Source organism: Pseudomonas sp. 4CAES_32.4, assembly GCF_058136335.1.
In genome coordinates, this window is the sequence record NZ_CM176882.1 from 1 (window position 1) to 22,283 (window position 22,283).

Here is a 22,283-nt window from a genome sequence, read left to right on the forward strand (position 1 = left end):
GTGTCAGTGGAACTTTGGCAGCAGTGCGTGGAGCTTTTGCGCGAAGAGCTGCCTGCCCAACAATTCAACACCTGGATCCGTCCACTACAGGTCGAAGCCGAAGGCGACGAGTTGCGCGTCTACGCACCGAACCGTTTTGTGCTGGACTGGGTAAACGAAAAGTACCTGGGACGTGTCCTTGAACTGCTGGATGAGCACGGCGATGGCGTGGCGCCTGCGCTTTCCTTATTAATAGGCAGCAAACGCAGCTCGGCACCGCGTGCCGCACCCAATGCGCCGCTGGCGGCAGCGCAAGCTTCCCAGGCGCAGACCAATGCTGCGCCGGTGAACACGCCCGCCCCTGCGCAGACATCCGCACCGACAGCCAAGCGCTCGACGCAAAAAAGTCCGGAAGTCAGCGATGAACCGTCTCGCGACAGCTTCGATCCGATGTCCGGCGCCGCTTCGCAACAGGCCCCGGTTCGCGCCGAACAGCGCACCGTGCAGGTCGAAGGTGCGCTCAAGCACACCAGTTACCTGAACCGCACTTTTACTTTCGAGAACTTCGTCGAAGGTAAGTCCAACCAGCTCGCCCGCGCAGCGGCCTGGCAGGTGGCGGACAATCCCAAGCACGGTTACAACCCACTCTTCCTTTATGGTGGCGTTGGCTTGGGTAAGACCCACTTGATGCACGCAGTGGGTAACCACCTATTAAAGAAGAACCCGAATGCCAAGGTTGTGTACCTGCATTCCGAGCGCTTCGTGGCCGACATGGTCAAGGCACTGCAACTGAACGCGATCAACGAGTTCAAGCGCTTCTACCGTTCGGTGGATGCTTTGCTGATCGACGACATTCAGTTCTTCGCCCGTAAAGAGCGTTCGCAGGAAGAGTTTTTCCACACCTTCAACGCCCTGCTTGAAGGTGGCCAGCAGGTCATTCTCACCAGTGACCGCTACCCGAAAGAAATCGAAGGCCTTGAAGAGCGCCTCAAATCCCGCTTCGGCTGGGGCCTGACGGTCGCCGTCGAGCCGCCGGAACTGGAAACCCGTGTGGCGATCTTGATGAAGAAGGCCGACCAGGCCAAGGTCGACTTGCCGCACGATGCCGCGTTCTTCATCGCCCAGCGTATTCGTTCCAACGTCCGTGAGCTGGAAGGCGCGCTGAAACGCGTGATCGCCCACTCGCACTTCATGGGTCGCGACATCACCATCGAGCTGATTCGCGAATCCCTGAAAGACCTGCTGGCGTTGCAGGACAAACTGGTCTCTGTGGATAACATTCAGCGCACCGTCGCCGAGTACTACAAGATCAAGATCTCCGACTTGCTGTCCAAACGCCGTTCGCGTTCGGTCGCTCGTCCGCGTCAGGTGGCCATGGCGTTGTCCAAGGAACTGACCAACCACAGCCTGCCGGAAATCGGCGACGTGTTTGGCGGCCGCGATCACACCACCGTGTTGCACGCCTGCCGCAAGATCAACGAACTTAAGGAATCCGACGCGGACATCCGCGAGGACTACAAGAACCTGCTGCGTACACTGACCACTTGATGAACTCCAGCGCAGCTTATTAAGGCAAGGGACTAGACCATGCATTTCACCATTCAACGCGAAGCCCTGTTGAAACCCCTGCAACTGGTCGCAGGCGTCGTCGAGCGCCGACAGACCTTGCCGGTACTCTCCAACGTGCTGTTGGTAGTTGAAGGCCAGCAACTGTCGCTGACCGGTACCGACCTTGAGGTCGAGCTGGTCGGTCGTGTGCAACTTGAAGAGCCGGCAGAAACAGGTTCCATCACCGTGCCTGCGCGCAAGCTGATGGACATCTGCAAAAGCCTGCCCAACGATGCGCTGATCGACATCAAGGTCGATGAGCAGAAGCTGGTGGTGAAGGCTGGTCGCAGCCGTTTCACCCTGTCGACTCTGCCAGCCAACGATTTCCCGACCGTTGAAGAAGGCCCGGGCTCGCTGACCTGCAGCCTTGAGCAAAGCAAACTGCGTCGTCTGATTGAACGCACCAGCTTCGCCATGGCTCAGCAGGACGTGCGTTACTACCTCAACGGCATGCTGCTGGAAGTGTCTGAAGGCATCATCCGCGCTGTCGCCACCGACGGTCACCGTCTGGCCATGTGCTCGATGAAAGCCGATATCGGCCAGCCGGATCGCCATCAGGTCATCGTGCCGCGCAAAGGTATCCTTGAACTGGCGCGCCTGCTCACTGAGCCGGACGGCAACGTCAGCATCGTGTTGGGCCAGCACCACATCCGCGCGACCACTGGTGAATTCACTTTCACCTCGAAACTGGTCGACGGTAAATTCCCGGACTACGAGCGCGTGCTGCCGAAGGGCGGCGACAAGTTGGTATTGGGCGATCGCCAAGCGTTGCGTGAAGCGTTCAGCCGTACTGCGATTCTGTCCAACGAGAAGTACCGTGGTATCCGTCTGCAACTGGCCAGCGGTCAGTTGAAGATCCAGGCCAACAACCCGGAGCAGGAAGAAGCGGAAGAAGAAGTCGGCGTTGAATACAACGGCGGCTCGCTGGAAATCGGTTTCAACGTGAGCTATTTGCTCGACGTGCTGGGCGTGATGACCACCGAGCAGGTTCGCCTGATCCTGTCCGACTCCAACAGCAGTGCGCTGGTGCAAGAGTCCGACAACGACGATTCGGCTTACGTTGTCATGCCGATGCGTCTGTAATCAGCTGACTCTGGATGTCCTTAAGTCGTGTTTCGGTCACCGCGGTGCGCAATCTGCACCCGGTGACCTTCTCCCCCTCCCCCCGCATCAACATTCTTTACGGCGCCAACGGCAGCGGCAAAACCAGTGTTCTGGAAGCCATTCATCTGCTGGGGCTTGCCCGTTCGTTTCGTAGCACGCGGCTTTTGCCGGTCATCCAGTACGAACAGCTCGCTTGTACCGTGTTCGGTCATGTCGAATTGGCCGAGGGTGGCCACAGCGCTTTGGGCATTTCCCGTGATCGCCAAGGCGAGTTCCAGATTCGCATCGACGGCCAGAACGCCCGTAGCGCTGCGCAACTGGCGGAGATCCTGCCGCTGCAGTTGATCAACCCCGATAGCTTCCGCTTGCTCGAAGGTGCGCCGAAGATTCGCCGACAGTTTCTCGACTGGGGCGTGTTCCACGTCGAGCCACGGTTCATGGCCACTTGGCAGCGTTTGCAGAAGGCCTTGCGCCAGAGAAACTCATGGCTGCGGCATGGTACACTTGACGCCGTTTCGCAAGCGGTTTGGGACAGGGAACTGTGCCAGGCCAGCGCTGAAATCGATGAATACCGCCGCGCTTACATCAAAGCCTTGAAACCAGTCTTTGAACAAACCTTGAGCGAACTGGTTGAGCTTGAAGGTTTGACGCTCAGCTATTACCGAGGCTGGGACAAAGACCGGGAATTGAGCGCCGTACTGGCCGGTTCCGTGCAACGGGACCAGCAAATGGGTCACACCCAGGCCGGACCGCAACGTGCTGATTTGCGTCTTAGATTGGGCGCACACAATGCCGCGGACATTTTGTCCCGGGGTCAGCAGAAGTTGGTGGTCTGTGCACTGCGGATTGCCCAAGGGCACCTGGTCAGTCAGGCCCGACGCGGTCAGTGTATTTATCTGGTGGATGACTTGCCGTCCGAGCTGGACGAGGGCCACCGTCGTGCGCTGTGCCGCTTGCTGGAAGACTTACGCTGCCAGGTGTTCATCACCTGTGTAGATCACGAATTATTGAGGGAAGGCTGGCAGACGGAAACGCCAGTCGCTCTGTTCCACGTGGAACAGGGCCGTATCACCCAGACCCACGACCATCGGGAGTGAAGGCATTGAGCGAAGAAAATACGTACGACTCAACGAGCATTAAAGTGCTGAAAGGCCTGGATGCCGTACGCAAACGTCCCGGTATGTACATTGGTGACACCGACGATGGCAGCGGTCTGCACCACATGGTGTTCGAAGTGGTCGACAACTCGATCGACGAAGCCCTCGCCGGCCACTGCGACGACATCAGCATCATCATCCACCCGGATGAGTCCATCACCGTTAAAGACAACGGTCGTGGCATCCCGGTAGACGTGCACAAAGAGGAAGGCGTTTCCGCTGCCGAGGTCATCATGACCGTCCTCCACGCTGGCGGTAAGTTCGACGACAACTCCTACAAAGTATCCGGCGGTCTGCACGGTGTAGGTGTGTCGGTAGTGAACGCACTGTCCGAAGAGCTGGTACTGACGGTTCGCCGCAGCGGCAAGATCTGGGAACAGACCTACGTCCACGGCGTACCGCAGGCACCGATGGCCATCGTTGGCGACAGCGAAACCACCGGTACCCAGATTCATTTCAAGGCTTCCAGCGAAACCTTCAAGAACATTCACTTCAGCTGGGACATCCTCGCCAAGCGCATTCGTGAACTGTCCTTCCTCAACTCCGGTGTCGGCATCGTCCTCAAGGATGAGCGCAGCGGCAAGGAAGAGCTGTTCAAGTACGAAGGCGGCCTGCGTGCGTTCGTTGAATATCTGAACACCAACAAGACTGCGGTCAATCAGGTGTTCCACTTCAACATCCAGCGTGAAGACGGCATCGGCGTGGAAATCGCCCTGCAGTGGAACGACAGCTTCAACGAGAACCTGTTGTGCTTCACCAACAACATTCCGCAGCGCGACGGCGGCACTCACCTGGTGGGCTTCCGTTCGGCACTGACGCGTAACCTGAACAACTACATCGAGCAGGAAGGTCTGGCGAAGAAGCACAAAGTCGCCACAACCGGTGACGATGCCCGTGAAGGCCTGACCGCGATCATTTCGGTGAAAGTGCCGGATCCGAAGTTCAGCTCGCAGACCAAAGACAAGCTGGTCTCTTCCGAAGTGAAGACCGCGGTCGAACAGGAAATGGGCAAGTACTTCTCCGACTTCCTCCTGGAAAACCCGAACGAAGCCAAGCTCGTTGTCGGCAAGATGATCGATGCTGCGCGTGCTCGTGAAGCGGCGCGCAAGGCCCGTGAGATGACCCGCCGCAAAGGCGCGCTGGACATCGCCGGCCTGCCGGGCAAGCTCGCTGACTGCCAGGAAAAAGACCCGGCGCTGTCCGAACTGTACCTCGTGGAAGGTGACTCCGCGGGCGGCTCTGCCAAGCAGGGACGTAACCGCAAAACCCAGGCGATCCTGCCGTTGAAGGGCAAGATCCTCAACGTCGAGAAAGCCCGTTTCGACAAGATGATCTCTTCCCAAGAAGTGGGCACCTTGATCACCGCGCTGGGCTGCGGTATCGGTCGCGACGAGTACAACATCGACAAGCTGCGCTATCACAACATCATCATCATGACCGATGCTGACGTCGACGGTTCGCACATCCGTACCCTGCTGCTGACCTTCTTCTTCCGTCAGTTGCCGGAGCTGATCGAGCGCGGCTACATCTATATCGCCCAGCCGCCGTTGTACAAGGTCAAGAAAGGCAAGCAAGAGCAATACATCAAAGACGACGACGCCATGGAAGAGTACATGACGCAGTCGGCCCTGGAAGATGCGAGCCTGCACCTGAACGAAGAAGCCCCGGGCATTTCCGGTGAAGCGCTCGAGCGTCTGGTGAACGACTTCCGCATGGTAATGAAGACCCTCAAGCGTCTGTCGCGCCTGTATCCGCAGGAACTCACCGAACACTTCATCTACCTGCCGGCCGTGAGCCTGGAAAAGCTCGGCGACCACGCAGCGATGCAAGAGTGGCTGGCCCAGTACGAAGCGCGTCTGCGTACCGTTGAGAAGTCCGGCCTGGTCTACAAGGCCAGCCTGCGTGAAGATCGTGAACGTGGCGTGTGGCTGCCAGAGGTCGAACTGATCTCCCACGGCCTGTCGAACTACGTCACTTTCAACCGCGACTTCTTCGGCAGCAACGACTACAAAACCGTCGTCACCCTCGGCGCTCAACTGAGCACGCTACTCGACGAAGGCGCGTACATCCAGCGCGGCGAGCGCAAGAAAGCGGTCACCGAGTTCAAGGAAGCACTGGACTGGCTGATGGCTGAAAGCACCAAGCGCCACACCATTCAGCGATACAAAGGTCTGGGCGAAATGAACCCGGATCAGCTGTGGGAAACCACCATGGACCCAAGCGTGCGCCGCATGCTGAAAGTCACCATCGAAGACGCCATTGGCGCAGACCAGATCTTCAACACCCTGATGGGTGATGCGGTCGAACCTCGTCGTGACTTCATCGAGAGCAATGCGTTGGCGGTTTCGAACCTGGATTTCTGATCCCGGTCTGCGTCAAACAAAAAAGGCCAACGCATTGCGTTGGCCTTTTTTAATGGCTGGGATCTTTGATTTTTATTCTGACGCCGTCGCCACACTCTCCAACCGATACCCATACCCATAAATCGTCAGCAACTGCCAACCCCGATCCGCCGTCAGCCCCAGCTTGTTGCGCAGACGATAGATATGCGTATCCAGCGGTCGTGACGAGGCGATTTCCTCGTGTGGCCAAAACCGCTCATACAGATAGTCCCGTGACAACGGCCGACCCAGATTGCTGAACAGGCACCGCGCCAGTCGATACTCGCGTTCAGTCATGACAATCGGCTTGCCTTCGCGAGTGACGGTCAGTTCGGCGTCGTCGAAGGTCAAGTCGTTGAAGCTCAGCACTTCCGTCGCCGCCGCACGTTGCTGGCTGTGTCGACGCAGTACCGCAGTCACCCGCGCCTTTAACTCATTCGGCCGAAACGGTTTGCTCACATAATCATCAGCCCCCGCATTCAACGCCTGCACGATGTCACTCTCACCATCGCGACTGGTAAGCATGATCGCCGCGGGTGGCGCTTCCATATGCTCGCGAGTCCAGCGCAGCAGGGCCAGGCCGGTGAGGTCGGGCAGTTGCCAATCGAGGATCAGCAGGTCGAAGGTTTCCCGACGCAATTGCCGCAGCAGATCCTCACCGCGTTCGAAGCTGTGCAGTGACCACGGCTGCTCGCCGGCATCGGCCATTTGCTGCAGGGTTTGCTCGACCCGGCGCAGTTCGGCGGGTTCGTCGTCCAGTATCGCAACGCGCATTCGCGGTGATTCCTTGTTGCTTGGGCAGTTGGGCGTCAACCATAGTCGCTTGATCATCGCCTTGAAAGTAAGCAGCCCGCCATTGGTCGACGTCCGCTATGATTCTTCGGTCTACGTCTCAGACCTGTGGCCTATGAAACCATTCACACTGCCCTGCCCTTTTTCCTCATGAACCATGATCGTCGGCGGGAAAGCCGAGAACCGAGTCAGGTGCAGCGCCTGTTTCGTCAGTTGGTGCGCGAGTGGTTGTGGATAAGTCTAGTGCTGTTGCCACTGACTGCACTGCTGTCTTATCGCGCGCAGATCAACTTGCATGATGCGACGCCGCCAGCGGGCGCTCTGTTGTCGGTGGTGCTGGTTGCCGGGATTCTCGGGCTACTGCTCTGGCGCCCGCGCTGGGCGCTGTGGATTACATTGATCGGCATGGCCTGCGCGCTGCTCGCCAGTGCCGGCTTAGCAGAGATGCGCCTATGGTGGTCGCCGACGCCGGCGGTGCTGGGCATGTTGTTCGGTTATCTGATCTGGAACTGGCGGCGCTTGAGTGTGGTGCTGACCTATTTCGGTTGGGAGCTGGCACGGCTCGACAGCGAACCGAAGGTATTCCCTGAACGCCGTCGCTCGCAATTCACCGGCGCTGATCGTTTGCAGGGCCAGATCATGGCGCTCGAGCAGGCCATGAGCCGAACCCGTGATACCCGGCGTTTCATCGCAGATGGTCTGGAGTACTTGCCTGTCGCCACGCTGATCAGTGATCCCAAAGGCCAGATCCTGCTGGGCAACCGCAAGGCTCGCGCGCTGTTCGATGACCCTCTGGTGGGCGACGATGTGCTGGGTCAACTCGCCCGTCTCGGCTATCCGGAATTATCCACAGAGCAGCGCCCGCCACTGTCAGCCCTGCCGCTATTGGAGTTTCGCGATTACAAGGAACGCAGTCTGCGTCTGGAACGTGCTGCGCTGCTGCCGGTTGACGGCGACACGCCGATTGGCTGGCTGTTGAGCCTGACCGACCTCAGCGCTGAACGTGCGGCCGAGGAACAACGCAGCGTTTTGCTGCGCTTTCTCTCTCATGATTTGCGTGCACCGCACTCGGCAATCCTCGCTTTGCTCGATGTGCATCGGCATCAGGCCGGCGCCGACGCACCGCTGTTCGAACAGATCGAACGGCAGGTACGCCGCGCGCTGGATCTGACCGACGGGTTTGTTCTGCTGGCACGGGCCGAATCCGAGGCGTACCACTTTCAGCCGACGCTGTTCGCGATGCTGGTGCTGGACGTGTTGGATCAGGCGTTGCCGATTGCCCAGCAAAAACGCATCGAGCTGTCGCATGACATGGACGAGCCATCCCAGGAGCGCCTGATCAATGCTGACCAAGGTTTGCTGACCCGCGCCCTGTTCAACCTGCTGGAAAACGCGATCAAGTACAGCCCGCCTGACACCACGATAGAGCTGCGTGTCAGCTGCGGTGAAGAATGGCTGCGCTGTGAACTGACCGATGAGGGTAAAGGCATCGCTGCCGAAGAACTGCCTGACCTGTTCACCCAGTACCGGCGCTTTTCCTCTGCCCAAGGCATCGATGGCGTGGGGCTGGGTCTGTCGATGGTCAAAGCGGTGGTTGATCACCATGGCGGCGTCATCGAATGCCGCAGCGTGGTTGATCAGGGCACCACGTTCCTGCTCGAATTACCGCTGATCCCCGAGTGAACAGGCACAAAAAAACCGGCTATATCAGCCGGTTTTTTTACATCCGAAAAAAACTTATGCACGTTTTACAAGGTTTTATGAGCTTGAGAAATATATAAGCAGATCAATCACTTAAGATAAAAACTCAAGCCTATTCAACAAAACCGTACACAGGTTATCCACAAAATGTCAGGCCGGCACTTGCTCATCTGCAACGGGGGCCTGCGGGGTCGGTGGCAGCGAGCCCATTTCACGCTGAGTCTTCTCGTTCCAGGCTTGTACCCGGTCGTTCAACTCGGCGATGGCGCGCGGGCCCGTGCCTTCGGCATACATCGGCTCACCGATCACCACGGTGATCACTCCGGACTTCTTGCCCCAGCCGACTTTCGGCCAGAACTTGCCGGCATTGTGTGCAATCGGCAGTACCGGAAGCGCCGCATTTACCGCCAAAGCGCTGCCACTGCGGGAGAACTTGCCGACAGTGCCGAAAGGAACGCGTGTGCCTTCCGGAAAGATCAGCACCCAGACATTGTCCTTGAGCAGCTCATCACCTTTGGCCGCGACTTGTTTCAACGCAGCCTTCGGGTTGTCGCGGTCAATTGCGATCGGCCGCAGCATGGCCATGGCCCAGCCGAAGAACGGCACGTACAGCAGTTCGCGTTTGAGCACTTGGCTCAACGGCGAGAAATAAGCGGAGAGAAAGAACGTCTCCCAGGTGCTCTGGTGGTTCGATTGAATCACGCAGGGCCGGTCAGGCACGTTTTCCGCGCCTTTGATTTCGTAACGGATACCGAGAAACACCTTGGTCAACCACAAGGCGCAGCGGCACCAGTACACGTTGATAAACCGATAACGCGCCTTGAACGGCAGAAACGGCGCGATAAAAAAACTCAAGCTGCACCACAGCAGGGAGGTGGTGCCCAGCAGCAGGTAAAAGAGAAAAATTCTGATGGCCCGCAGTATCGACATAGTGACGTTTACCGTTACGGGGCAATGCCCGAGTGTTCAAGCGCACTCCCGATCAATCCCTGGTCAGGAATTTCAGAAGTACTCTAGTTGTGGATAAGTTCTGCGGCAATCGCCGCCAGATCGTCAAAAATCAGAGTGCCAACCGGCAGGGTTTTGCCCTGAGTCTTTTCGCCTTTTCCGGTCTTTACCAAAACTGGCTGTGAGTCGACGGCTTTGGCGGCCTCCAGGTCACCAAGGCTGTCGCCGACGAACCAGACATTGGCCAGCTCAACGTGGTAATGCGCCGCGATGGTTTTCAACATCCCCGGTTTCGGCTTGCGGCAATCGCAGCCTTCGTCCGGCCCATGCGGGCAATACACGATCAGCCCGACCTCACCGCCCTGTTCCGCCACCAGCTCGCGCAAGCGCGTGTGCATGGCATCGAGGGTGGCGAGGTCGTAATAGCCGCGAGCAATCCCCGACTGGTTGGTGGCGACCGCCACCGTCCAGCCGGCCTTGCTCAACTGCGCAATCGCTTCGATCGAGCCGGGCAACGGAATCCACTCCGCCACTGACTTGATGTAAGCGTCGGAGTCGTAATTGATCACTCCGTCCCGATCGAGAATCAGCAGTTTCAACAGCAGTCCCTCAACCCAGCAGCGAAATGTCGGCAACACCGAGGAACAGACCACGCAGACGCGCCAGCAGCGCGTAACGGTTGGCCCGCACATTGGCGTCGTCGGCATTGACCATTACCGCGTCGAAGAACGCATCCACCGGCTCACGCAATGCCGCCAGGCGTGCCAGCGATTCGTTGTACTGACGCGCTGCCGCCATCGGCTGTACAGCCTGATCCGCTTGCTGGATCGCCGAGTACAGCGAGAACTCGTTGGCGTTGTCGAAGTACTTGGCTTGGACCTCGGTCGGCACCGCGCCTTCGACTTTGCTCAACAGGTTCGATACACGCTTGTTCACGGCGGCCAACGCTGCCGCTTCCGGCAGTTTGCGGAAGGCTTGCACCGCTTGCACACGCTGATCGAAGTCCAGCGCCGAACCCGGCTTCAGGGCACGTACCGACAGGTAAGTGGCCACTTCAACGCCTTCGTCTTCGTAACGCGCACGCAGACGGTCGAAGATGAATTCCAGCACGGCTTCGTTGAGGCCGGCAGCCTTGACCTTGGCACCGAACGCGGCCACGGCGAAAGCCACGGCGTCGTTCAGGTCCAGATCGAGTTTCTTCTCGATCAGGATACGCAGCACGCCGAGTGCCGCACGGCGCAGGGCATACGGGTCTTTGCTGCCGGTTGGCAGCATGCCGATACCGAAGATGCCGACCAGGGTGTCGAGCTTGTCAGCGATCGCAACGGCTGCGCCGGTCAGGGTCGCCGGCAGTTCTGCACCGGCACCGCGAGGCATGTACTGCTCGTTCAGCGCCAGCGCGACGTCTTCCGGCTCGCCGTCATTGAGGGCGTAGTAATAACCGGCGACACCTTGCATCTCCGGGAACTCGCCGACCATTTCGGTGGCCAGGTCGCACTTCGACAGCAGGCCCGCGCGGGCAGCCCACGAAGCGTTGCCGCCAATGCGTGCGGCGATGTACGCAGCCAGTTTCGATACGCGTTCGGCCTTGTCGTAGACGCTGCCGAGTTTTTCCTGGAACACCACGTTCTTCAGGCGATCGTTGAACGCTTCGAGCTTCTGCTTCTTGTCTTGCTTGAAGAAGAACTCGGCGTCGGTCAGGCGTGGGCGAACCACTTTCTCGTTACCGGCGATGATCTGCTGCGGGTCTTTGCTTTCGATGTTGGCCACAGTGATGAAACGTGGCAGCAACTTGCCGTCGGCATCCAGCAGGCAGAAGTACTTCTGGTTGTCCTGCATGGTGGTGATCAGCGCTTCTTGCGGCACGTCGAGGAAGCGTTCCTCGAACGAGCACACCAGCGGCACCGGCCATTCAACCAGCGCGGTCACTTCGTCGAGCAGTGCCGGCGGAACGATTGCCGTGCCTTCCTGACGGGTGGCCAGCTCTTCGGTGCGCTTGCTGATGATTTCGCGACGCTCGTTGGCATCGGCGAGTACGTAAGCGGCACGCAGGTCAGCGAGGTAGCTCGACGGCGAACCGATGCGCACGCTTTCCGGGTGATGGAAGCGGTGACCACGGGAGTCACGGCCAGCCTTCTGCGCGAGGATGGTGCAGTCGATGACCTGGTCACCGAGCAGCATCACCAGCCATTGGGTCGGACGCACGAACTCTTCCTTGCGTGCACCCCAACGCATGCGTTTCGGGATCGGCAGGTCGTTCAGCGAATCTTCGACGATGGTTGGCAGCAGGCTCGCGGTCGGCTTGCCGGCGATGCTCTGGCTGTAACGCAGTTTCGGGCCGCTCTGATCAATTTCGCTCAGATCGACGCCGCACTTCTTGGCGAAGCCCAGAGCTGCCTGCGTCGGGTTGCCGTCAGCGTCGAACGCCGCCTGACGTGGCGGGCCGTCGAGGTTGATGCTGCGATCCGGTTGCTGGGTGGCCAGCGCGGTAATCAGCACAGCCAGACGACGTGGCGCGGCGTAGACGGTTTTGGTTTCGTAGCTCAGGCCAGCGGCTTGCAGGCCCTTGTCGATACCGGCGAGGAACGCGTCAGCCAAGGTGTTCAGGGCTTTCGGTGGCAGTTCTTCGGTGCCCAGTTCAACCAGAAAATCTTGCGCACTCATTGTGCAGCCTCCAGCTTGGCCAGTACTTCGTCACGCAGGTCCGGGGTCGCCATCGGGAAGCCCAGCTTGGCGCGGGCCAGCAGGTAGGCTTGCGCAACGGAACGCGCTAGGGTGCGTACGCGCAGAATGTATTGCTGACGCGCGGTCACCGAGATCGCCCGGCGCGCATCCAGCAGGTTGAAGGTGTGCGAGGCCTTCAACACCATTTCGTAGCTCGGCAACGGCAGCGGCTGGTCGAGTTCGATCAGGCGCTTGGCTTCGCCTTCATAGAAGTCGAACAGTTCGAACAGTTTGTCGACGTTGGCGTGTTCGAAGTTGTAAGTGGACTGCTCCACTTCGTTCTGGTGGAACACGTCGCCGTAGGTGACTTTGCCCATCGGGCCGTCAGCCCAGACCAGGTCGTAGACTGAATCGACGCCTTGCAGGTACATGGCCAGACGCTCGAGACCGTAAGTGATCTCGCCGGTCACCGGGTAGCATTCGATGCCGCCCGCTTGCTGGAAGTAAGTGAACTGAGTCACTTCCATGCCGTTCAGCCAGACTTCCCAGCCCAGACCCCAGGCGCCGAGGGTCGGCGATTCCCAGTTGTCTTCGACGAAGCGAATGTCGTGGACCAGTGGGTCCAGGCCGACATGCTTGAGCGAGCCCAGGTACAGCTCCTGGAAGTTGTCCGGGTTCGGCTTCAGCACGACCTGGAACTGATAGTAGTGCTGCAGACGGTTCGGGTTTTCGCCGTAACGGCCGTCAGTCGGACGGCGGCTTGGCTGCACGTAAGCGGCGTTCCAGGTTTCCGGGCCGATGGCGCGCAGGAAGGTCGCGGTGTGGAAAGTGCCGGCGCCTACTTCCATATCGTAGGGCTGAAGTACCACACAACCTTGCTCGGCCCAGTATTGCTGGAGCGCGAGGATCAAGTCTTGGAAGGTACGCACGGCTGGCGTAGGCTGGCTCACGAAATTCACCTGTTTCTTGGGCTGCGATTTAAAGAGCGGGAGTATACCCGATTCATTGCTGCGCACGCCCCCTGGAGCCTTATGCCACGCTGCTTTTGGTGTACCGAAGATCCGCTGTACATGGCTTATCACGACCAGGAGTGGGGCACGCCGCTACGCGATGCGCAGGGTTTGTTCGAGTTGCTTTTGCTCGAAGGGTTCCAGGCCGGGCTGTCGTGGATCACCGTGCTGCGCAAACGCGAGCGTTATCGCGAAGTGTTATTCGGCTTCGACGTACAACGCGTGGCGCAGATGAGCGACGCCGAAATCGACGAATTGATGCTCGATCCGGGGATCATCCGCAACCGCCTCAAGCTCAATGCCGCCCGGCGTAATGCCCAGGCCTGGCTGGCGCTGGAGGATCCGGTGGCCTTCCTCTGGTCGTTCGTCGGTGACCAACCGATCATCAATCATTTCAAGGATCGCAGCGAAGTCCCGGCGATCACCCCCGAAGCGCTGGCGATGAGCAAAGCCCTGAAAAAGGCCGGTTTCACGTTCGTCGGCCCGACCATTTGCTACGCGCTGATGCAGGCCTCGGGCATGGTCATGGATCACACCCAGGACTGCGACCGCTACGCGCAGCTCGCCTTCGGCGGTTAGAATGGCCGCCTCGCGCACCGCACAAGATCAGGAGTGACCTGTGGAAAAGTTTAAAGGCGCCTTGCTGGTAGGCGCTCTGCGGCTGTTTGCCCTGCTGCCATGGCGGGCCGTGCAGGCCGTGGGTTCGGCGATCGGCTGGATCATGTGGAAAACCCCCAACCGCTCCCGTGACGTGGTGCGGATGAACCTCGCCAAATGTTTTCCACAGATGGATCCGGCCGAGCGTGAGCGTCTGGTCGGGCAGAGCCTGAAAGACATCGGCAAGTCGCTGACCGAAAGCGCCTGCGCGTGGATCTGGCCGGCCCAGCGTTCGATTGACTTGGTGCGCGAAGTCGAAGGCCTCGACGTGCTGAAAGACGCGCTCGCCTCGGGCAAAGGCGTAGTCGGCATCACCAGCCACCTCGGCAACTGGGAAGTGCTCAACCACTTCTATTGCAGCCAGTGCAAACCGATCATTTTCTACCGTCCGCCGAAGCTCAAGGCTGTGGATGAATTGCTGCGCAAACAGCGCGTGCAACTGGGCAACAAAGTCGCTGCTTCCACCAAGGAAGGCATCCTCAGCGTCATCAAGGAAGTGCGCAAAGGTGGTGCAGTGGGCATCCCCGCCGACCCGGAACCGGCCGAATCCGCCGGGATCTTCGTGCCGTTCTTCGCCACTCAGGCACTGACCAGCAAATTCGTGCCGAACATGCTCGCCGGTGGCAAAGCGGTCGGCGTGTTCCTGCATGCGCTGCGCCTGCCCGACGGTTCTGGCTACAAAGTGATCCTCGAAGCGGCGCCCGAAGCCATGTACAGCACCGATACTGCCGAGTCCTGCGCGGCGATGAGCAAAGTCGTCGAGCGTTATGTCGCGGCGTATCCGAGCCAGTACATGTGGAGCATGAAGCGCTTCAAGAAACGTCCGCCGGGCGAAGAGCGCTGGTATTGAACTGATTGGCATGATCTGTGGATAACCTCACTGGCAAGGTTATCCACAACCGTTCATCAAAGGGCGCAACAAGATGTCCGAACAACGCAAATCCTTCCGCATCAAGATCACCCACGACAGCTTCGGCGAATGCCTCGGGCAAACACGCAACCTGTCGCCTACCGGGGTGTTTGTGCAGCATCCGACCTTGGCATCGTTGCCCAAAGGCGCGGTGGTCTATGGCCAGGTGCAGGGTTTACCCACAGGCGCACCAAGCGTACGAATGGAAGTGGTGACGGTGGATGCCGACGGTATCGGTCTTCGTTACCTCTGAATCACTGCGCCTGACGATCGAGCTTCTTCAAAAACACCGTCATTTCCTTCTCGGCCTGCTTATCGCCATGGGCACGGGCTGCTTCCAGGCCTTGTTCCCACGCATTACGCGCGGCGGCGAGATCGCCCAGCGCCAGCTGCGCCTTGCCCAACAATTTCCACGCCGCTGAATACTTCGGGTCGAAACCGACACAGCGCTGGAAATGCTCGGCGGCCTTGGCGTTTTCGCCCAGATTCATATATCCCTTGCCCAGACCGAAGCGCAAAAGGGAGTTATCCACACCCTTGGCGAGCATTTTTTCCAGGGATTCGAGCATTGGTGGATTCCTTTTCGGTGTTTCAGGGGAGATTTGTGGCGCCGCCATCGCTGGCAAGCCAGCTCCCACAGGGTTTTGGGTTGTTCACAAATGTGATGTACACCGAAGATCCATGTGGGAGCTGGCTTGCCAGCGATGAGGCCATAACAGACACAGAAAATTCCGCATCAGAAGAAGCTCAACCCCACATGGAACAGCTTCTCCACATCGCGAATATGCTTTTTATCCACAAGGAACAGAATCACATGGTCGCCCGCTTCGATCACCGTGTCGTCGTGGGCGATGATCACTTGTGCGTTGCGGATCACCGCGCCAATCGTGGTGCCCGGGGGCAGGCCGATCTTTTCGATAGGCTTGCCGATGACCTTGCTCGACTTCGCATCACCGTGGGCAATCGCCTCAATGGCTTCCGCCGCACCGCGCCGCAATGAGTGCACGCTGACGATATCGCCACGGCGCACGTGGGCCAGCAGCGTGCCGATGGTCGCCAGTTGCGGGCTGATGGCGATGTCGATGTCGCCGCCCTGAATCAGGTCGACGTAGGCCGGGTTGTTGATGATCGTCATGACCTTCTTCGCGCCCAGCCGTTTCGCCAGCAGCGAAGACATGATGTTGGCTTCGTCGTCGTTGGTCAGCGCAAGGAAGATGTCGGCGTCGGCGATGTTCTCTTCCAGCAGCAGGTCGCGGTCGGACGCGCTGCCCTGCAATACCACGGTGCTGTCGAGGGTGTCGGAGAGATAGCGGCAGCGCGCCGGGCTCATCTCGATGATCTTCACCTGATAACGGCTTTCGATGGCCTCGGCCAGACGCTCGCCGATTTGCCCGCCGCCAGCAATGACGATGCGCTTGTAGGTTTCGTCGAGACGGCGCATTTCGCTCATCACCGCGCGAATATTCTCACGGGCAGCGATGAAGAAGACTTCGTCATCGGCCTCGATCACCGTGTCGCCCTGCGGCAGGATCGGCCGGTCACGACGGAAAATTGCGGCGACGCGGGTTTCGACATTCGGCATGTGCTCGCGTAACTGGCGCAGTTGCTGACCTACCAACGGCCCGCCGTAATAGGCACGCACCGCCACCAGTTGCGCCGTACCTTCAGCGAAGTCGATCACCTGCAACGCACCGGGATGCTGGATCAGACGCTTGATGTAGTTGGTCACCACTTGCTCGGGACTGATCAGCACGTCGACCGGAATCGCTTCGTTCTGGAACAGCTGTTCCTCGCGATTGAGGTATGACGCTTCGCGCACCCGGGCGATCTTGGTCGGGGTGTGGAACAGCGTGTGGGCGACCTGGCAGGCGACCATGTTGGTTTCGTCGCTGTTGGTTACCGCCACCAGCATGTCGGCGTCGTCGGCACCGGCCTGACGCAACACCGATGGCAGCGAGCCACGGCCCTGCACGGTACGAATATCGAGGCGGTCGCCGAGGTCGCGCAGGCGTTCGCCGTCGGTGTCGACCACCGTAATGTCGTTGGCTTCACTGGCCAAATGCTCGGCCAGCGAACCGCCGACCTGTCCCGCACCGAGGATGATGATTTTCATCCAGTCACTCCGTTGAATCCGTTTAGCCGCGCGCGGCAGCGATCTTGATCAGCTTGGCGTAGTAGAACCCGTCATGCCCGCCCTGCTGGGCCAGCAATTGGCGACCATGGGGCTGTTTGATGCCGGCCGTGGTGGCCAGATCCAGTTCACGGGCGCCGGGTGTGCGCTCAAGGAACGCGGCGATGACCTCGGTGTTCTCTGTCGGCAGCGTCGAGCAGGTGGCGTACAGCAGGATGCCGCCGACTTCGAGGGTCTTCCACATGGCGTCGAGCAACTCGCCTTGCAGATGCGCGAGGGCGACGATGTCGTCCGGCTGACGGGTCAGCTTGATGTCCGGATGGCGGCGGATCACGCCGGTGGCCGAGCAAGGCGCGTCGAGCAGGATGCGCTGGAACGGTTTACCGTCCCACCATTTCTCGGTATCGCGACCGTCGGCGGCGATCAGTTCGGCGTTCAGACCGAGGCGTTCAAGATTCTCTTTGACCCGCACCAGACGCTTGGCTTCCAGATCCACCGCGACTACGCCGGCCAGCGCCGGTTCGGCTTCGAGGATGTGGCAGGTCTTGCCGCCGGGCGCGCAGCAAGCGTCGAGCACGCGTTGGCCCGGCGCCAGATCGAGCAGGTCGGCGGCCAGTTGCGCGGCTTCATCCTGCACGCTGATCCAGCCCTCGGCGAAACCCGGCAGGCTGCGCACGTCGGCAGCGGCTTCGAGGATGATGCCGTCGCGGCTGTACACGCACGGTGTCGCAGCGATACCCGCTTCAGTCAGCAGACCGAGGTAAGCGTCGCGGCTGTGGTGCCGGCGATTGACCCGCAGGATCATCGGCGGATGCGCGTTGTTCGCCTCGCAGATGGCTTCCCACTGTTCTGGCCAGAAGGCTTTCAGGGATTTTTGCAGCCAGCGCGGGTGAGCGGTGCGCACCACCGGATCACGCTCCAGCTCGGCGAAAATCGTTTCGCTTTCGCGCTGAGCGTTACGCAGCACGGCGTTGAGCAAACCTTTGGCCCAGGGCTTTTTCAGCTTGTCAGCGCAACCCACGGTTTCGCCGATGGCGGCGTGGGCCGGCACGCGGGTGTAGAGCAATTGGTAGAGACCGACCAGCAGCAGCGCTTCAACATCGGCGTCGGCAGCCTTGAACGGTTTCTGCAGCAGCTTCTCGGCCAACGCCGACAAGCGTGGCTGCCAGCGCGCGGTGCCGAACGCCAGATCCTGAGTGAAACCGCGATCGCGATCCTCGACCTTGTCCAGTTGCGTCGGCAGGGAGCTGTTCAGCGAGGCTTTGCCGCTGAGCACGGCGGCGAGTGCCTTGGCGGCGGCCAGACGCGGATTCATTGCGCGTCCACCGCTGCGCCGAGCACCGTGCCGACAGCGAATTTCTCGCGACGGCTGTTGAACAGGTCGCTGAAGTTCAGCGCCTTGCCGCCCGGCAATTGCAGGCGGGTCAGGCACAGCGCTTGTTCGCCGCACGCGACGACCAGGCCCTCCTTGCTGGCGCCGAGGATTTCACCCGGCGCGCCTTTACCGTCAGCGATGGTTGCCGCCAGCACTTTCAGCGCTTCACCGTTGAGGGTGCTGTGAGTGATCGGCCATGGATTGAAAGCGCGCACCAGTCGTTCCAGCTCAATCGCCGGGCGACTCCAGTCGATGCGTGCTTCGTCTTTGTTCAGCTTGTGTGCGTAGGTGGCGAGTTCATCGTTCTGCACTTCGCCTTCCAGCGTGCCGGCGGCCAGGCCGGCAATCGCTTGCACCACGGCCGGTGGGCCCATCTCGGCGAGACGGTCGTGCAGCGTGCCGCCAGTGTCTTCGCCAGTGATCGGGGTGACGACCTTGAGCAACATCGGCCCGGTGTCGAGGCCGGCTTCCATACGCATCACGGTCACGCCGCTTTCGGCATCACCGTGTTCCACGGCGCGCTGGATCGGCGCCGCACCGCGCCAGCGTGGCAGCAACGACGCGTGGCTGTTGATGCAGCCCAGACGCGGAATATCCAGCACCGCTTGCGGCAGGATCAAGCCGTAGGCGACCACCACCAGCAAGTCTGGCTTCAACTCGGCCAGCTCGGCTTGAGCGTCAGGGTTGCGCAATGTCGGAGGCTGCAACACCTGGATATTATTTTCCAACGCTAACTGTTTAACCGGGCTCGGCATCAGTTTTTGCCCGCGACCGGCCGGACGATCCGGTTGGGTGTAGACCGCAACGATCTCATAAGGGCTGCTCAGCAGGGCCTTGAGGTGCTCGGCGGCGAATTCCGGGGTGCCGGCAAAAACGATGCGCAGTGGCTCAGTCATGAAGGGAGTCTCATAAAAAGAAAAAGGCTTGCCGCAGCAAGCCTTTGAAGAGGGGCATCAAGCGTTCTGGCGGTGCTGCTTTTCCAGTTTCTTCTTGATCCGGTCGCGTTTGAGCGTGGACAGGTAATCGACGAACAATTTGCCGTTGAGGTGGTCGCATTCGTGCTGGATGCACACTGCGAGCAGGCCTTCGGCGATCAGTTCATAGGGCTTGCCGTCGCGGTCCAGCGCCTTGATCCTGACCTTTTGCGGGCGATCGACGTTTTCGTAGAAACCCGGCACCGACAGGCAGCCTTCCTGATATTGCTCCATTTCTTCGGTCAGCGATTCGAACTCGGGGTTGATGAACACCCGTGGCTCGGTGCGGTCTTCGGAAAGGTCCATCACGACGATACGTTTGTGCACGTTGACCTGGGTCGCGGCAAGGCCGATGCCCGGCGCTTCATACATTGTTTCAAACATGTCATCGACCAACTGACGCACTTCGTCGTCCACTACAGCCACAGGCTTGGCGATAGTGCGCAGACGCGGGTCCGGGAATTCGAGGATGTTTAAAATGGCCATAGGCTTTGATTGCTGCACACGTTGAGTAAAGTCGGGCGATGGCCTGGCAGGTCCGAAGATGCAGGCTACCGTTGTGAAGCGTAGCTTGTGCATTTTGCACAAGCGAGCCACGGGGGCTCTGACGGTTCACGCGAATGCACATGATAAAGGGATTCACTGCATGAGGAAAACACTACTCGCCCTGCTGCTGTTGGCTTCGGCTGGCGTGGCGCAAGGGCAAGTGCAACTCAGGGAAGGTTTTCCACAGCAATACACGGTGGTTTCGGGGGACACACTCTGGGACATATCCGGCAAATACCTGCGCGAGCCCTGGCAGTGGCCACAGCTGTGGCGGGCCAATCCGCAAATCGAAAACCCCAACCTGATCTATCCCGGCGACACGCTGACCCTCAGCTACGTCAACGGCCAGCCACAGTTGATGCTCAATCGCGGCGCGTCGCGGGGCACCATCAAGCTCTCGCCACGGATCCGCACCAGCCCGGTGGCCGAGGCGATTCCGAGCATTCCGCTGAAATCGATCAACAGTTTCCTGCTGAGCAACCGCATCGTCGACAAGGCCGAAGACTTCGACAAGGCGCCGTATATCGTCGCCGGCGATGCCGAACGGGTGCTCAGCGGCACTGGCGACCGCATCTTCGCCCGCGGCCATTTCGACCCGAATCAACCGGTTTACGGCATCTTCCGTCAGGGCAAGGTCTATACCGATCCCGAGACCAAGGAGTTTCTCGGGATCAACGCCGACGACATCGGTGGCGGTGAAATTGTCGCGACCGAAGGCGACGTCGCCACCCTCGCCCTGCAACGCACCACCCAGGAAGTGCGCCTCGGCGACCGCTTGTTCAGCGGCGAAGAGCGTTCGATCAACTCGACCTTCATGCCCAGCGCACCGACCAGCAAGATCAACGGCGTGATCATCGACGTGCCGCGTGGTGTCACCCAGATCGGCGTCATGGACGTGGTCACCCTGAACAAGGGCAAGCGCGATGGTCTGGCCGAAGGCAACGTGCTGGTGGTGATGAAAACCGGCGAAACCGTGCGCGACCGCATCACCGGTCAACCGCTGAAGATTCCCGATGAACGCGCCGGTTTGCTGATGGTGTTCCGCACCTACGACAAACTCAGCTACGGCCTCGTGCTCAACGCATCGCGCTCGCTGGCGGTGCTCGACAAGGTGCGAAATCCGTAAGCAAGCTTCACAAGTTACCAACAGAGTTATCCACAGCTTGTTCCGAATGGTTCGGGGCTTATAACGGTCAAGGATGATCCATGATGATGTCTGCCTGCACACCGCTTTCCCCGGCGGAACTGGAAGCGCGCCTGCGCCTGCACCGCTTGCCGGAAATCGGCCCCAAGCGTTTTAGCAAATTGCTCGAAGCCTTTGGCTCGGCCTCGAAAGCCATCAGCGCCCCGGCCACGGCCTGGCGTTCGCTGGGAATGCCGGCGGCGAGTGCCGAAGCGCGGCGCTCTCCCGAAGTACGCGATGGCGCCAGCCACGCAATGCGCTGGCTAGAGCGCCCGGAGCATCATTTGTTGATGTGGGATCAGCCGGATTACCCGGCGCTGCTGGCGCAGATTCCCGATCCGCCACCGTTGTTGTTCGTGGCCGGCGATCCACTGATTCTGGAAAATCCGCAACTGGCGATGGTCGGCAGTCGCCGTGCTTCGCGTCCCGGAATGGACACGGCCGCGGCGTTTTCCCGCAGCCTCGCCGGCGCCGGTTTTGTCATCACCAGTGGTCTGGCGCTGGGCATCGATGCCGCTGCGCATCAAGCCGCGTTGGATGTCGGCGGCTTGACTGTCGGTGTGTTGGGCACCGGGCTGGAAAATTTTTATCCACAGCGCAATCGTCGGCTGGCTGACGCGATGATTGCCTCTGGCAGCGCGGTGGTTTCGGAGTTTCCGCTGGACGCCGGGCCGACGGCGAGCAACTTCCCACGGCGTAACCGGATCATCAGCGGTTTGTCCCTCGGCGTGCTGGTGGTCGAGGCCAGCGTCGCCAGCGGTTCGCTGATCACGGCAAGGCTGGCGGCAGAACAGGGGCGCGAGGTTTACGCGATCCCCGGTTCGATCCATCACCCCGGCGCGCGGGGCTGTCACCAGTTGATTCGGGATGGCGCGGTGCTGGTGGAAACCATCGAACACATCCTCGAAGCGTTGCGTGGCTGGCAGCATTTACCGTTGTCCACAGACACACCCAAAGCCGAACACCCTTTGCTTGCCCTGCTCCACGCCGCGCCACACACCAGCGAAGCGTTGGCCGACAGCAGCGGCTGGGTGCTGCCCAAAATGCTGGCGGCGCTCACCGAACTGGAAATGGATGGCCGCGCCGTGTGCGAAAACGGTCGCTGGTTGGCCAGGACGAGCTAGGTTTTACAAGGAAGATCGGTAAACTGCGCGAAACCTGTT

20 protein-coding genes are annotated in these 22,283 nt (G+C 60.0%); 10 read left to right on the forward strand and 10 right to left on the reverse strand.

Annotated features, from left to right (window positions below; genetic code table 11):
• From dnaA to gyrB, 4 genes are read left to right on the forward strand one after another with little or no spacing between them, the layout of a single operon-like run.
• Positions 1 to 1,527 (forward strand): chromosomal replication initiator protein DnaA, encoded by a 1,527-nt coding sequence (dnaA, locus tag AC3Y64_RS00005; RefSeq protein ID WP_489985986.1) that lies wholly within the window; start codon positions 1 to 3, stop codon positions 1,525 to 1,527.
• Between the two features lie 39 nt (positions 1,528 to 1,566).
• On the forward strand, positions 1,567 to 2,670 hold the full coding sequence (gene dnaN / locus AC3Y64_RS00010) for a DNA polymerase III subunit beta (protein WP_007911887.1): 1,104 nt from the start codon (positions 1,567 to 1,569) through the stop codon (positions 2,668 to 2,670).
• 14 nt (positions 2,671 to 2,684) lie between these two features.
• Positions 2,685 to 3,788, forward strand: coding sequence for a DNA replication/repair protein RecF (gene recF / locus AC3Y64_RS00015; RefSeq protein WP_489985987.1), 1,104 nt, complete (start codon positions 2,685 to 2,687; stop codon positions 3,786 to 3,788).
• A 5-nt stretch (positions 3,789 to 3,793) separates the two neighbouring features.
• Entirely contained in the window at positions 3,794 to 6,211 is a 2,418-nt protein-coding gene (gene gyrB / locus AC3Y64_RS00020) for a DNA topoisomerase (ATP-hydrolyzing) subunit B (protein WP_007911885.1), read from the forward strand.
• 72 nt (positions 6,212 to 6,283) lie between these two features.
• Here gyrB and AC3Y64_RS00025 read toward each other — a convergent pair whose 3' ends face one another.
• The gene (locus AC3Y64_RS00025; protein WP_489985988.1) at positions 6,284 to 7,003 is read right to left on the reverse strand and encodes a response regulator transcription factor; all 720 of its coding nucleotides are present in this window, start codon (positions 7,001 to 7,003) and stop codon (positions 6,284 to 6,286) included.
• A gap of 168 nt (positions 7,004 to 7,171) precedes the next feature.
• On the opposite strand from AC3Y64_RS00025, the gene AC3Y64_RS00030 reads away from it, so the two are divergent.
• Positions 7,172 to 8,704 carry a sensor histidine kinase gene (locus AC3Y64_RS00030; protein ID WP_489985989.1) on the forward strand — a complete coding sequence of 511 codons (1,533 nt, stop codon included), beginning with the start codon at positions 7,172 to 7,174 and terminating at the stop codon, positions 8,702 to 8,704.
• Positions 8,705 to 8,872: 168 nt separating this feature from the next.
• Here AC3Y64_RS00030 and AC3Y64_RS00035 read toward each other — a convergent pair whose 3' ends face one another.
• The 4 genes from AC3Y64_RS00035 to glyQ form a co-directional block, all read right to left on the reverse strand.
• Positions 8,873 to 9,652 (reverse strand): lysophospholipid acyltransferase family protein, encoded by a 780-nt coding sequence (locus AC3Y64_RS00035; RefSeq protein ID WP_489985990.1) that lies wholly within the window; start codon positions 9,650 to 9,652, stop codon positions 8,873 to 8,875.
• An 83-nt stretch (positions 9,653 to 9,735) separates the two neighbouring features.
• Positions 9,736 to 10,275, reverse strand: coding sequence for a D-glycero-beta-D-manno-heptose 1,7-bisphosphate 7-phosphatase (gene gmhB, locus AC3Y64_RS00040; RefSeq protein ID WP_489988039.1), 540 nt, complete (start codon positions 10,273 to 10,275; stop codon positions 9,736 to 9,738).
• 4 nt (positions 10,276 to 10,279) lie between these two features.
• Positions 10,280 to 12,334, reverse strand: a complete 2,055-nt coding sequence (glyS, locus tag AC3Y64_RS00045; RefSeq protein ID WP_489985991.1) for a glycine--tRNA ligase subunit beta — start codon at positions 12,332 to 12,334, stop codon at positions 10,280 to 10,282.
• Positions 12,331 to 13,284 (reverse strand): glycine--tRNA ligase subunit alpha, encoded by a 954-nt coding sequence (gene glyQ, locus AC3Y64_RS00050; RefSeq protein ID WP_034152298.1) that lies wholly within the window; start codon positions 13,282 to 13,284, stop codon positions 12,331 to 12,333. Before glyQ ends, glyS begins: the two co-directional genes overlap by 4 nt.
• An 81-nt stretch (positions 13,285 to 13,365) precedes the next feature.
• Between glyQ and AC3Y64_RS00055 the strand changes: the two genes are divergently transcribed.
• The 3 genes from AC3Y64_RS00055 (at position 13,366) to AC3Y64_RS00065 (ending at position 15,164) form a co-directional block, all read left to right on the forward strand.
• Positions 13,366 to 13,923: a DNA-3-methyladenine glycosylase I gene (locus AC3Y64_RS00055; protein ID WP_489985992.1), complete on the forward strand. Its 558-nt coding sequence runs from the start codon at positions 13,366 to 13,368 to the stop codon at positions 13,921 to 13,923.
• A gap of 40 nt (positions 13,924 to 13,963) precedes the next feature.
• Positions 13,964 to 14,851: a lysophospholipid acyltransferase gene (locus AC3Y64_RS00060; RefSeq protein ID WP_489985993.1), complete on the forward strand. Its 888-nt coding sequence runs from the start codon at positions 13,964 to 13,966 to the stop codon at positions 14,849 to 14,851.
• A gap of 73 nt (positions 14,852 to 14,924) precedes the next feature.
• The gene (locus AC3Y64_RS00065) at positions 14,925 to 15,164 is read left to right on the forward strand and encodes a PilZ domain-containing protein (protein ID WP_397483819.1); all 240 of its coding nucleotides are present in this window, start codon (positions 14,925 to 14,927) and stop codon (positions 15,162 to 15,164) included.
• Between the two features lies 1 nt (position 15,165).
• Here AC3Y64_RS00065 and AC3Y64_RS00070 read toward each other — a convergent pair whose 3' ends face one another.
• The 5 genes from AC3Y64_RS00070 to def all read right to left on the reverse strand — a co-directional run bounded on the left by AC3Y64_RS00070 (position 15,166) and on the right by def (position 19,877).
• Positions 15,166 to 15,480, reverse strand: coding sequence for a tetratricopeptide repeat protein (locus AC3Y64_RS00070; RefSeq protein ID WP_489985994.1), 315 nt, complete (start codon positions 15,478 to 15,480; stop codon positions 15,166 to 15,168).
• A 167-nt stretch (positions 15,481 to 15,647) separates the two neighbouring features.
• A complete protein-coding gene (trkA, locus tag AC3Y64_RS00075; protein ID WP_489985995.1) occupies positions 15,648 to 17,024 on the reverse strand; it encodes a Trk system potassium transporter TrkA in 1,377 nt (458 codons plus the stop codon).
• Positions 17,025 to 17,046: 22 nt separating this feature from the next.
• Entirely contained in the window at positions 17,047 to 18,357 is a 1,311-nt protein-coding gene (gene rsmB / locus AC3Y64_RS00080) for a 16S rRNA (cytosine(967)-C(5))-methyltransferase RsmB (RefSeq protein WP_489985996.1), read from the reverse strand.
• Entirely contained in the window at positions 18,354 to 19,313 is a 960-nt protein-coding gene (gene fmt / locus AC3Y64_RS00085) for a methionyl-tRNA formyltransferase (RefSeq protein ID WP_489985997.1), read from the reverse strand. The genes rsmB and fmt overlap by 4 nt, the downstream gene beginning before the upstream one ends.
• Positions 19,314 to 19,370: 57 nt before the next feature.
• Positions 19,371 to 19,877 carry a peptide deformylase gene (def, locus tag AC3Y64_RS00090; RefSeq protein ID WP_122855361.1) on the reverse strand — a complete coding sequence of 169 codons (507 nt, stop codon included), beginning with the start codon at positions 19,875 to 19,877 and terminating at the stop codon, positions 19,371 to 19,373.
• A gap of 160 nt (positions 19,878 to 20,037) precedes the next feature.
• On the opposite strand from def, the gene AC3Y64_RS00095 reads away from it, so the two are divergent.
• Together AC3Y64_RS00095 and dprA are read left to right on the forward strand one after the other, a co-directional pair.
• Positions 20,038 to 21,063, forward strand: a complete 1,026-nt coding sequence (locus tag AC3Y64_RS00095) for a LysM peptidoglycan-binding domain-containing protein (RefSeq protein ID WP_158954119.1) — start codon at positions 20,038 to 20,040, stop codon at positions 21,061 to 21,063.
• Between the two features lie 80 nt (positions 21,064 to 21,143).
• The gene (gene dprA, locus AC3Y64_RS00100; protein WP_489985998.1) at positions 21,144 to 22,244 is read left to right on the forward strand and encodes a DNA-processing protein DprA; all 1,101 of its coding nucleotides are present in this window, start codon (positions 21,144 to 21,146) and stop codon (positions 22,242 to 22,244) included.
• The last annotated feature ends 39 nt before the right edge of the window (positions 22,245 to 22,283 follow it).